The organism is Paenibacillus sp. FSL L8-0435 (assembly GCF_037965655.1).
Classification (GTDB): Bacteria; Bacillota; Bacilli; order Paenibacillales; family Paenibacillaceae; genus Paenibacillus.
Window position 1 is genome coordinate 2,896,872 of sequence record NZ_CP150185.1, and the last position, 12,794, is coordinate 2,909,665.

Below are 12,794 nucleotides of genomic sequence, written 5' to 3' on the forward strand. Positions count from 1 at the left end.
AACCCGTAGTTACGGGTTGGCCTTTTTTGTTCTCGTTTTACGATAGGGGAAGCTGGGTTGAAAAGCATAACGTCCACTGCCTGTTCCCCACTATCACTTAATGATGATATACTTACCTGATGGAATATGATATTGATTATCAATATCAATTATCAATCTCAATTAATGAGTGATGTATACATTGGAAAAAGTGAAACGAGGGGCGCGTATAGATGCAAGAGAAAGAAGCGACACAAGGATTTACACCGGAGATGATTGATACAATGGCCAGTATCTGGACACGTTCGATCATTACAATAATAGATGTACGTTTTCAGAATATAGCGTCACAATACCCGTTGGAGCAATACAAAATGCCTAGTAGCATGTTTATCTATGCATATGGGGGAGAAGCGCAAATCCAACTGAATGAAACCACATTTGCAATGGAACGCTTCGGTTTAGTTCACGGCGGGAAGGGGAGCCTGCTCAGTATTACGCCTAAAGAGGAGATGGTGAAGACCTTTATGGTGTTTTATAGAGCAGAATCACCTCTCTTTTTCAAGAAACATCTGCAGCAATTACTGGAGCAAGTCAATCCATTTGTTCAACATTTTGGATATACGCCAAGTAATCCCATCTTGCTACGCGATTGGTTCCAACGGATGATGAATGGCTGGAAACGTGGCAAAGCAATGGATCAGCTACAGGCCAAAAGTTTTTTATATCAATTGATTCATGAGGTGTACAGGGATTTGGAGGGTGGTGAGATTCGGTATCTCCAGCCTGATCCAGCCTCTTCTGCCAAGATATATCTCGATAAACATTACAGGGAGCCGATTATGTTTCAACAAATTGCCGATATGTTTGGGATCAGTGGTGGACAATTGACGCGGTTGTTCAAAAAAAGGGAAGGGATGAACTTACAGGAGTATCTCATTCAGAAAAGGATTGAAGCTGCCTGTCATGATTTGAAACATACAGAAGCAACGGTTAAAGAAATCGCAACAGGAGCTGGGTTCGCAGATGAGAAAAACCTGTTCCGCATGTTTAAGAAGCATTACAAGATGACGCCAAGTGATTATCGGAAAATAAACGCACTATCCATGCAGGTTGATGGTATTGATAATGATTCTCATCTCACTTACGATGAGAGGAAACTAGTGAGTCTAGTCAAGTCTTATAGAGATGGGGAATCAACGATGTTTGGATCATTAAGAAGTAAAGAAATGATTTTGGCGGCAGCGATAAGCATGATGCTCTTATTGACAGCATGTACGTCAGGGACGCCAGCGAATAATGGGGGAACGGCGAATACACCACCTGCGCAGACACAACAGGAAGGGTCGGAGACAAAAGCTTCAGAAGCAGTCACGCAGACCAGAACGATATCCACAATAAAGGGTGATGTTGAGGTGCCTAACAACCCTCAGCGAGTTGTAGTTGATTATTTGGTTGGTGATGTGGTAGCCCTAGGTGTAACTCCTTTAGGTGTGGCTAGAGCTGCACGGGGAGAGACAGAGCCAGTTTATGCTAACCAGATTACAGACTCCATAAAAGTAGCCATGGAGCCGGAAGATATCATGACGCTTGAGCCTGATCTTATCATTTTGGCATGGAGCGATGAGTCGTATGATGATTTATCCAAAATTGCCCCGACCATTTATGTTCCCTATGGTGATATGACTACAGAAGAGCGGATACAATTTATTAGCGATGTTTTGAACAAACAGGAAGAGGCTAAGGATGTTTTGAATGCTTATACCGGAAAAATCGAAGAAGCAAAGCTAGCCTTTCAGAATGCGGGCCTATCCGATGTAACGATTACGGTTGGAGAATTCAGTGATAAAAGTAACTACATAGCTGGAGCCAAGCATGCCGTTGGCGAGCTTGTTTACGATGAACTTCAATTGCAGGCACCTTCAAAAGTCCAAACGGATATTATCGATGCAGATAAATATTGGGGCGATGTCTCCATGGAAGTATTACCCGCTTACTCGGGGGATTATATGATCTTCTTAGGAGATGGAACAGTTGCTGGTGATAATGCAGTGTGGAATGCCATACCTGCTGTTCAACATGATCGGATCGTAAAGGTAGATTCTTCGCTATCTTGGTCCACCGACGTAATGACTTCCAGTGCATTGATTGATTATATTGTTAGTCAATTGCTGGCATTAGCTAAATAAGAGTTAGAACGAAATTTTAATTGAGCACTCCAAATTTTCAAACATGACCAGTCGAATTTATGGACGTTAATATCCATATTCGTTTGGATTGTCAATAGGTGATGAAAGGGAAATGAGATGAAAAGCAAGCCTGAACAAAAACGCCGTGGGGCGATGAACTTCACCATGTACATGGTAGTAGGGCTTGGATTAACGGTTCTCATGTCGGCGGCATCAATTATGTTTGGTGCTGCTGATATGAGGTTAGCAACGGTATGGGATGCTATTTTCCGATTTGATCCAATGCTCACTGAACATCAAATTATTCAAACCATGCGTCTCCCGCGTACCGTAGCTGATCTGATCGTTGGGTGCAGCCTTGCGGTATGTGGCGCTATCATGCAGGGGACGACGCGCAATCCGCTGGCCGACTCCGGGCTCATGGGGATTAGCTCTGGCGCAGCATTTGCAATTGCACTTTGCCTGGCCTTTCTGCCGGGTTATTCGTATTGGCAGATGATGTTGTTCGCTTGTCTGGGAGCAGCGATCGCCACTGGTATGACTTACTTTACCGCGTCACTGGGAAATCGCGGAATGACGCCTCAGCGGCTTGTGCTGGCAGGTCTGTCCATTTCAATGTTGTTTGGCGCACTCAGTCAGTACTTGGCGATCAATTATAACCTGGGCCGAGCATTAACATTCTGGACAGCGGGTAGTACAGCGGGGGTCAAATGGGGTGAACTGCTGATTATCTCACCGCTCTTTGTTGGTGGTATAATGCTGGCACTGGCGCTGTCCCCTTCCGTTACATTGCTCAGTTTGGGAGATGATGTGGCAAGTGGACTCGGCATTCGTAGCGGATTGGTCAAGATTTTATCGACAATTATTGTACTCGTGCTGACTGGATTGGCTGTTGTTGTGGTTGGCCCGGTTGGTTTTGTGGGTCTGATTACCCCGCATATTGTGCGATATATGGTAGGTGTCGACTATCGATACATTATTCCGGCAGCGGCGTTATATGGTGCGTTGCTGACCGTATCGGCCGATTTGGCTGGACGTTTGATCAATAAACCGTTCGAAACGCCGATTGCCATTATATTTTCTATCATTGGTGTGCCGTATTTTCTCTTCTTGGCTCGAAGAAGACAAAGGAGGGAATATGAATGACCAAGCGGCGTTATACGGTGAAACGAGGTATTATCATCAATGTAGTGCTTATGGTGCTCATTCTTGTGTTTGCTATCATTAGTATGAATTCTGGCAAGATGAATCTTTCACCGCTAGAAGTGCTGAACGTTCTCGTGGGAAACGGTACCGATAAGCAAAATCTGATTGTGTTTGATTTTCGTCTGCCACGAATTGTACTTTCGATCTTGGTAGGTCTGGGAATGGGAGCGGCCGGGGTCGTGATGCAGAGTTTGCTGCGTAATGACATGGCTAGTCCGGGGACACTGGGAATTAGTTCGGGATCGGGTTTGTTTGTCCTGTTCTTCGTTGTATTCATTGCATCCACAGGAAAGAGTTCCTTTATTGCTCTGCCTCTGTTGGCTTTTGTTGGCGGACTATTGGCGGCGGGTTTGATCTTCTTATTATCGTATCGCCGCGGACGAGACATCTCACCAATCGGTTTGATCTTGACTGGGGTCGCGCTAGGAAGCGGGTATGGGGCGCTGACGACTTTCTTGACACTCAAGCTGGATGATTCGCAGATGAACTTCATGCTGTATTGGCTGGCGGGGATCCTATGGGGCGATGATTGGGGCTATATTTCCATACTGACACCATGGGTCTTGATCTTACTCGGCTATATTTTTTACAAGGCTCGCATACTGAATGCCCTCCATCTGGGCAATCAGACAGCACAGGGGCTTGGTGTTTCCGTGAAACGGCAGTTCTTGGGGTTATCAATCGCTGCTGTTGCTTTATCCTCTGGCAGTGTAGCCGTGGGGGGAAGCTTCTTTTTTGTTGGCTTGATCGCTCCGCATATGGCCAGAAAACTGGTCGGTCCCGATCACAAATTGCTCATTCCGGCTGCCAGCTTGGCCGGTGGACTAGTCGTGGTGTTGGCTGACACGATTACGCGCACGGTTAGCCTCATAGGAGATGTGCCGACAGGAATCGTTATTACAGTCATTAGTGTTCCATATTTTCTTTATTTACTAGCAAAAGCCAAATAACACAATCAATGATATGGTCTGAATATTTTGTAGAAAACGGTTGGTAGAACTGTGCGCTGCGTTTTAAAGCAGAATGCAAGATATGAAGTTCAACGATCGAAGCTAGCCTGCATTACCGCTATGCATCTTAATCAAATGCATATAAAAAAAGATGCCATTACGAAGATTCGTATTGGCATCTTTTGATTTTTACTCATTATTTTGATAGTCAAGTTGATTACTGGGAAATTATATCAGGATTTATATGGCAGGCTCATCCGACAGCTGGAACCGGGAAACGAAATACCAGATGAGCTCGCGACGTGAGGATACTTTGGTTTTGGCGAAAATGGATTTCAGATGATCCTGAACCGTGTACACAGAAATATGCATCGCGGCAGCAATCTCTTTGGAAGAATAGCTGCGCAGTACATAACCGAGCAGTTCCCGTTCTCGACTGGATAATCCATGGCTCTCGGCGAGCAAGGGCAGCAAATCCTGCGGCATTGCCTGCTCCAGGCGGATGGCTATCTGGTCCGGTCCCGCGAGCTGTTGCATGAGACTGGCATGAAGTATGAGGTAACGCCCATCCGGTAGTTGGATGCAAACTTTGGATGGTGAGTCGTGAGCGATCTGAGTGTCGTGAGCACGTTCTGCCTGATACTTGCGCTGCAAGTGGGAACTCACTGCACGTACCGGACGGGGCAGAACATCCGGCCCTACATGTTCCAGCATGCGCAATTGGGACAGCCAATACTCGGCCGAGACGTTCAGGGATAAGAGCTGGAACGTGTCTGAGGTGATCAAAATTCCGGGTTCCTCGGGACTTTCACTCGTAATCTCATCGATCAGTGTCAGGCTCGTAGACCGCAACACGGATGCAATAGAAGCGGTCCAGGACTGAATCATCAACCGCTCTTCCTCTGTAAAGACAGCACTTTCTGTCTTACGATACAGGGTCAGATATCCCCAGCAAGCGTCTCCATTGACCAATACAGCGCGCAATTCATCACCGAACCCCGCTGGCTGAAGAATGTTGATATAACGTGGGCTTTGTTCAGGCTGTGCGTTTACGGATGTGTGGAGTGTAGCTGTATGTTCACCGCTGCGAACTAATTCAGCGTATTTATGTATATCTTCTTCCATGTATTCGTTGATGAATAACCGATCATGAATGACTTCAATGCCATCTTCTGTCACAGCTCCTGTGGAGAGAAGAGTCAGAGGATCAACGGTAGTGAAACAGTATGCGTCGTAAGGTATAACCGTATGGATCTGCTTGAGAACAGCTTCCCGATAGGTACGCGAGGTCCAGGTTCCTTTTTCAAGAGAAGTGATAAGTCTGTGGTTCCGATCAATACGTGATGTCAACAAGAGTACTCCCCTCTCTGTGCGCATATCCCAATGTTCTGGGATTGTAGGCTCGCTGTATCCTTCTATAATGAAATTAGACGAACAACGAGTCAAGTCTAACTTCAATTCAAGAGGAGTGCGGTGTCCATGAATCACAATCCATCACCGATGAGCTGGGAAACAGCAGATGTTCATCGTTACGAACAATCGATAGCCCTGAAAATTCCGGGTTATTCTCATATGCATGATCTAATGGAACGGCTGCTTTCAGCATCTTTTGCCGATAACAACGATATTCATATCCTTATTGCCGGAGCGGGAGGGGGAAAAGAGATTGCTCTGCTCGGATCACGTCATGCCGGTTGGACACTGACTGGAGTAGATCCTTCAGAGCCCATGCTGCAACTTGCTGGGAAACGCGTCGCGGAAGCAGGCATCGGTTCCAGAGTGAAGCTGCAACCTGTCACGGTTGAAGAATTGCCGGAGGATATTGTATATGATGGGGCGACAAGCATGCTCATGTTACATTTCCTTCAGGGGATGGAGGCCAAGAGAACGTTTCTGACGAGTCTCGCAGCGAGACTTAAACCGGGTGCACCACTGATCATTGCGGCTGTAAATGCTGATCTTCGTTCACCTGCACATCCAATCATGATGCAAGCTTGGAAGGATCACATGTTGAGTGTGGGCGTCCTTCCTGAAGAGTGGGAGCGCTTTGCTGCTTCCCTGGGCCATGAATCCGATCCCATATGCTCTGAAGAGATGACTCAGCTACTGACCGAATGCGGTTTCTCACATATTACACGTTACTTCGGGGCGTTCTGGGTGGAGGGGTATTATGCAATTCGAAACTAACGTGAAACCTATGAAAGATCAGATCTGGGTGGTTGGCGGTTATGGTCAAGTGGGGCAGATGATATGTACTCAACTGGGGAAATTGTTCCCGGGTAAAGTATGGGCTGCGGGTACACGCATGAATCGTGCGGAAGAATTCAGCAGGTCTACAGGTGGTGTTGTGCGACCACTTCAACTGGATATAACAAAACCTGTGGAGCCTTCAATGTTACGGCCTGTGAAGTTGGTCATTATGTGTGTGGATCAGAGTGATACCCGGTTTGTTGAAGCCTGTGCACAAGCCGGAACCGATTATATTGATATTTCTGCAAAATATGATTTTCTCGCTCAGGTTGAACAGCTGCATACCAAAATGCAACGTTCCCAATCGACCGCGATCCTCAGCGTTGGATTATCACCTGGAGTGACTAATTTGCTTGTACGCGAAGCGACCATGCATATGGATCAGGTGGAGGAAGCAGACATTACCGTAATGCTGGGACTTGGAGAGAAGCACGGAAAAGCTGCCGTGGAGTGGACCGTTGATCAGATGAATGCCACCTACCAAGTGATGCAAAAGGGCAAACCTGCTGAGGTACAAAGTTTTGGAGATGGCAAAAGGATTGATTTTGGAGCAGAACTGGGGAACCGGAAGGCATACCGATTTAACTTTTCGGATCAGCATGTGGTTACTCGGACGTTACGTATTCCAACCGTATCTACCAGACTCTGTCTGGACTCCCGCTGGATCACAGGATCCATGGCGCTTTCCAAAAGTATAGGATTGTTTTCCTTGCTCCGTATCCCGTCTATTCGGAATGGAACAGTCAAGGCATTTGGCCTTATTCCCGGAGGAGAGCCAATGTATGCGGTCAAGGTCGATGCTGTAGGATGGGAAAATGGTGAGCAAATCCGCGTCGAACAACTACTGGTTGGCGCAAAGGAAGCAGATGCAACAGCGGCCGTGGCAGCAGCCGTGGCGGAACGCGTATATAGAACTGAGTCAGAGTTACCTCATGGTGTATTTCATATTGAACAGTGTCTCTCTTTGCAGGACATTCAGGATGCACTTCCTACGCCGCTAAGCGTGATGACCACGATTACCTGAGTTCATGTTCTTTTGTTAGGACCCTCCGATCTGCTATGATGGAACAATAATCATGGCATGAATGGAGGGAGATCATGAACTGCGTTGCTGTATTACCTTATTACAAAGTGCAGAGGAAAGTGACGGGTCTCGCCCAAGAGATTGAGATGAATGCCCGCTCCATGATGCTGTATTCCGATAAAATCGTGACCAAATACCGCGAGTTCAACATCACGGAAGTGTTTGACATGTCATTTCGCCGTATGGGTGATGAAGGTGGATTTTTCTATCTGCATACAAGCACAGGAGTATATCCCTATATGGTCGAAATCGATCCTAAACCCTTTATACAAAGTTTCAGAAAGATGACGATCCAAAAATTAAAATGACTTGACCTTGCCGTTACGTAAAGGCTTACCCTCGGATAGGGAATGAACGACAACCAATCCAGAGGAGCCGTGAACGTCATGAGTATATTGATTCAGCAAGCTACGATTCTAACCATGAAAGATGCCGATGCCCCCTTTATGGGGGATATTCGTGTTGAGGGAGATCGCATTGTACAGATTGCGAACCACATTCCTCCTCAACCTGAAGATGAGATTATCGATGGCCTAAATAAGGTTGCCATGCCGGGCCTCATCAATGCACACCAACATACACCAATGAGCCTGCTCCGGGGATTCTCGGATGATCTGAAGCTGATGGACTGGCTCGAACGTAAAATGTTGCCTGCCGAAGCACGGATGAACCCGGAAGACATCTATTGGGGTGCCAAGTTATCCATCGCCGAGATGATCCGTTCGGGTACCACTGCTTTTGCGGATATGTATATCCATATGAATGAGATTGCAGAAGCGGTTAAGCAAACGGGTATGCGGGCATCGCTTACACGTGGAATGGTATTCATGGAGGATGATGGGGGACGCAGGTTGCAGGAGGCGATCGATGTTGTGCAACGCTGGTCTGGAGCGGCCGATGGGCGGATTACAACCATGTATGGACCCCACTCACCCTATACATGTCCTGTAGAGCCGCTACGTGAAGTCATTGCTCTGGCTGTCACTGAGGATATTCCTCTCCATATTCATCTGGCTGAGACAAAGGAAGAAGTTGTGAAGATTCGTGAGCGCTATGGCATGACACCGACAGAGTATCTGGAAGAGGCGGGGATGTTCGAACAGGCACAGGTGTTGCTTGCGCATGGTGTACACCTCAATCGCAGGGACATCGGCAGATTGAAGGGCATGCGCGGCGGTGTAGCACACAATCCGGTCAGTAATCTGAAGCTGGGGTGTGGAATTGCTCCAATTACCGAGATGTTGGCTCAGGGAATTAATGTGGGAATCGGAACGGATGGAGCGGGAAGTGCCACAACCGTCGATATGTTCGAGGAGATCAAAGCCGCGACCTGGCTGCAAAAGCTGGATTATGGCGATCCCACTCGCTTGCCAGCCAAGGACGTACTAAGCATGGCTACACGCGGAAGTGCCAGTCTGCTTGGTCTACAGGATGAAGTAGGGATGCTTGAGGTGGGGCGCAAAGCTGATCTGATCCTGATCGATCTGGCGAAACCACATCTTCAACCGGTACATGAAGTGGAATCCTTATTGGCTTACAGCGTAAATGGGGCGGACGTGGACACCACGATCGTGAATGGTCAGATCCTCATGAGAGGCAGAAAGCTGCTCACGATCAATGAGGATGAACTTTACCGTGAGGTGAAGGTTAGAGCCAAACGAATTGTAGAAGGAATTTAATTTTAGCTGAATTTGATCCAAACTGGAAAATGATTTGTGTTCAAAACGCTATGGAGGCATACTCCATAGCGTTTTTTGTCGAATTACAATTGGAAATAGTTCCATGGTCCTGTTCAGAATCGGTTCAGAATGGCTCGTTATACTGAGCTTGTAGTTGTTCAAATTTGAAATGTACACGAGGAGGAACATGAATTGAAGGGGAAACAAAACAAAAAACGGCTTAAGCCGATATTGAAAAAAAGCATGTTGACTGCACTCGGGTTGGGCATTGCGTTGCCTATAGGTGGAGCGCTTCCTCAAGCTAACGCAGGAGAAATTGGCCCAGAGATTAACATTTCACGGCCTGTGCTCAACGACGGCATCCATTGGTTAAATTATTCATCGGAACAAAACGATCCTTCTTTTGTGTCCGGTGTACCCATCGAGGTAACGAACAATAGAGTTAGAATTGATTTGAGTACCCATTTACGATCTGATGAGTTTAGTATGCTCACAGCCAACTCAAGTGATAACAGTATAGCTAGGGTGTATGTAGAAACGATAGAAAATGAAAATATATTGGTTGTTATTCCTTACAAGAGCGGCAAAATCAACATCGAATTGAAAGCTCAATATACTGTATCTGATGTACCGGAAACGGTTACGGATAACTTTGAACTTAACATTAGTAAAAAAGGGGATGTAAATTCAGACGGAAAAGTGAATTCTGCGGATGCAGCAGAACTTTTGACTTATCTTCGTAATATGGTCAGTCGCCGCGGTTATTCTTATGTAGAGATGAACCGAATGGACGTGGATCGTAATGCGGAACCCACTTTGGGGGATATGAATGCGTTGTTAAACGGATATGCCAATAAAACACTTGGCGCAAAAAACAATGACTATGTGTTGACCTTTCAACAAGTGGACGATGCGCCGTATGTGCTGAATGGTCAATTGAAGAATTACATGGAGAACGCAATTGCCACAGATTATGATTTAATGGATGTTGATGGTGATGTTATTGCTACTCCTTCTTATCAGTGGTATCGCGCAACAGACCCTTCAGGAGAAGATATGGTTCCAATAGAAGGGGAGACACTAGAACAGCATACCGTTACATCTGAGGACGAGGATCATTATCTTGTGCTCGAAGTGACTGCTCATTCCACTTCGGACGCGAATACGGAGCCAAGACGAGTATACATTGTTGGAAAAGAAAAAATACAACGCCCTGATTAATTCATATTTCTTAATTTAGATAACGAATAACAATATTTTTTCTATCGTTACCAAACGATCTATCAATTGATACAGACATGGAGGCTAATACATGTTTCAACCGAAAAAGAAACGTCCAAGAATCAGAAGAACAATGTCAGGTCTCATCGCACTGACGCTACTCTCGTCTCTCGTATTCCCGAGTATTGCTGGGGCAGAGCCGGCAGAACCATCACAGGTTCAATTTGCAAATGTAAGTGTACAGCCGGGGCAGACGGTTCATGTCCCTGTTACATTAAAGCAGTCCTATTCTCAGGTTAGCGCTTATAATATGCAGATTGATTATGATACATCTGCCCTGGAGTTTGTCCGGATCACGCCTAAATCTGTAAGCACCATTAGCACATCCCCAGAAGAAACCGGTACAGGAGACTTCCAGTACGTAATTAATAACGAAGAAGGCTGGGTACGGATCATCTGGGTTAATTTCAATGCAGGTGAACGTTTGATTTCAGACGAACAGCAATTATTTGATATTGAGGTCAAAGCCAAAAGTAATGCGACTCCTGGAACAAAACAGCTCACAGTGGTGCAAAGCGATTCAGAACATTGGCTTTTTACAAATGTAGAACACAATAGTGGTGCTCAGTTGTCCGGTGGAACAATCACAATAACAGCAGCAAACTCAGGTGGCGACAATTCTGGCTCGACACCTACACCGAATCCTGGTAACTCTTCGGGTGGAGGGGGAAATGTATCTCCAACTACACCTGTGGTTACCCCAGTTCTATCGACTCCAGCGGTAACCAAAGGTGTAGACATCTATGTGAACGGTCAGAAACAGGAACAATCAGCGACAGCTACCACTTCAACGGTAAATAATCAGGTTACCACCACGGTTCACGTGGATAATGACAAAGTCATCAATCAGATTGGAAGTGGACTAAAAACGCTTCTGCTGCCTATTACAGGTACTGGCAAGGGTGCAGTCGTTGGTGAACTGAACGGCAAGCTGGTCAAAACAATGGAAGGAAGTAATGCCGAAGTTGTCATTCAGACTGACAGTGGTACGTACACCCTCCCAGCTAATCAGATTCAGGTAGATCAGATTCTGAACCAATTCGGAAGCACCGTTCCATTGGAAGATATTACAATCCAAATCGCTATTGCGCCTAGTGCCACATCTAAACAAACAGCAATTCAGGCCGCAGCGGATAAGCTGGAGAACACAACGGTGATCGCAGCTCCGATTGATTTTGAAGTAAAAGCGATCTGGAATGGACAGCAAGTTAATGTAGATCGTTTCAACTCTTATGTAGAGCGCTCGATTACTTTGCCAGAGGGTGTCGATGGTTCAAAGATCACGACAGGGGTTGTGCTTCAGTCAGATGGCAGCCTTCTGCATGTACCGACCAAGGTTATCAAAGGTAACGTGCAAGATTCTGCTATTATTAACAGCTTGACGAACAGTACTTATGCGCTGATCTATCATCCGGCAACATTCAGCGATGTATCAAGTCACTGGAGTCGTGATGACGTACAGGATCTGGCATCCCGTCTGATCGTACAAGGTACTGGTGAGAACGTGTTTGCGCCAGACCGGAGTATTACGCGGGCAGAGTTTACGGCTGTTTTGTTAAGAGGTTTGGGTCTGCACGCACCGCGCAGTGCAGAAACGGCATCGTTCACGGATGTGAAGACGGGCAGCTGGTATGAGGATGAGGTTGAGACGGCAGTGTCCTACGGACTGATCTCAGGTTATACTGACGAGAGCTTCCGTCCGAACAGTGAAATTTCTCGTGCTGAAGCGTTGACCATTGTGTCACGTGCGATGAAACTGGTCGGTCTGGCTCAGGCCGACGCATCAGAGACAACAAGTCTGCTGAGCACATACAGCGATAGCACTAAAGTACAGGCATGGGCAGCAGAGCCGGTTGCATCGGCGATTAAACAAGAGCTGGTACAAGGTGCTGATGGCAAACTGATGTCAGATGCAGACATTAGTCGTGCGCAGTCGGCGGCGATTGTGAAAAGGTTACTTGCAAAAGCTGGACTAATCTAATCAAATTTCTGGACACCTACACTTACTTGAAATGATTTATTTCAAGCAAGCTGTAGGTGTTTTTTTACATATAACTTGTGTTCGAACTTCCTCTTATAGGTACAATGGTCCAGTTCATTATCAGTTCATACTGATTTGTTACAATATGAACATCAAATAGATAGATATTGTGCATGATCAGGAGAGGAAGAGATC

10 protein-coding genes are annotated in these 12,794 nt (G+C 46.3%); 9 read left to right on the forward strand and 1 reads right to left on the reverse strand.

The features are described 5' to 3' along the window. Window positions 1–212: 212 nt before the first annotated feature. The 3 genes from NST33_RS12795 to NST33_RS12805 all read left to right on the forward strand — a co-directional run bounded on the left by NST33_RS12795 (window position 213) and on the right by NST33_RS12805 (window position 4,324). On the forward strand, window positions 213–2,168 hold the full coding sequence (locus tag NST33_RS12795) for an AraC family transcriptional regulator (RefSeq protein ID WP_221819609.1): 1,956 nt from the start codon (window positions 213–215) through the stop codon (window positions 2,166–2,168). Between the two features lie 117 nt (window positions 2,169–2,285). Further along, window positions 2,286–3,314 carry an iron ABC transporter permease gene (locus NST33_RS12800; protein WP_221819608.1) on the forward strand — a complete coding sequence of 343 codons (1,029 nt, stop codon included), beginning with the start codon at window positions 2,286–2,288 and terminating at the stop codon, window positions 3,312–3,314. Continuing rightward, window positions 3,311–4,324, forward strand: a complete 1,014-nt coding sequence (locus tag NST33_RS12805; protein WP_221819607.1) for an iron ABC transporter permease — start codon at window positions 3,311–3,313, stop codon at window positions 4,322–4,324. Before NST33_RS12800 ends, NST33_RS12805 begins: the two co-directional genes overlap by 4 nt. Before the next feature lie 240 nt (window positions 4,325–4,564). Here the strand turns inward: NST33_RS12805 and NST33_RS12810 are convergent, their stop codons facing one another. After that, window positions 4,565–5,674: a LuxR C-terminal-related transcriptional regulator gene (locus NST33_RS12810; RefSeq protein WP_339308094.1), complete on the reverse strand. Its 1,110-nt coding sequence runs from the start codon at window positions 5,672–5,674 to the stop codon at window positions 4,565–4,567. 129 nt (window positions 5,675–5,803) lie between these two features. On the opposite strand from NST33_RS12810, the gene NST33_RS12815 reads away from it, so the two are divergent. From NST33_RS12815 to NST33_RS12840, 6 genes are all read left to right on the forward strand, one after another. Next, entirely contained in the window at window positions 5,804–6,511 is a 708-nt protein-coding gene (locus NST33_RS12815; RefSeq protein ID WP_339308096.1) for a class I SAM-dependent methyltransferase, read from the forward strand. Next, entirely contained in the window at window positions 6,495–7,598 is a 1,104-nt protein-coding gene (locus tag NST33_RS12820; protein WP_339308098.1) for a saccharopine dehydrogenase NADP-binding domain-containing protein, read from the forward strand. The genes NST33_RS12815 and NST33_RS12820 overlap by 17 nt, the downstream gene beginning before the upstream one ends. 74 nt (window positions 7,599–7,672) lie before the next feature. Beyond that, window positions 7,673–7,966 carry a hypothetical protein gene (locus NST33_RS12825; RefSeq protein WP_221819603.1) on the forward strand — a complete coding sequence of 98 codons (294 nt, stop codon included), beginning with the start codon at window positions 7,673–7,675 and terminating at the stop codon, window positions 7,964–7,966. A 78-nt stretch (window positions 7,967–8,044) separates the two neighbouring features. Then, window positions 8,045–9,337: an amidohydrolase gene (locus NST33_RS12830; protein WP_339308100.1), complete on the forward strand. Its 1,293-nt coding sequence runs from the start codon at window positions 8,045–8,047 to the stop codon at window positions 9,335–9,337. 192 nt (window positions 9,338–9,529) lie between these two features. Further along, on the forward strand, window positions 9,530–10,558 hold the full coding sequence (locus tag NST33_RS12835) for a dockerin type I domain-containing protein (protein WP_339308102.1): 1,029 nt from the start codon (window positions 9,530–9,532) through the stop codon (window positions 10,556–10,558). Between the two features lie 91 nt (window positions 10,559–10,649). After that, window positions 10,650–12,599, forward strand: a complete 1,950-nt coding sequence (locus NST33_RS12840) for an S-layer homology domain-containing protein (RefSeq protein WP_339308104.1) — start codon at window positions 10,650–10,652, stop codon at window positions 12,597–12,599. The last annotated feature ends 195 nt before the right edge of the window (window positions 12,600–12,794 follow it).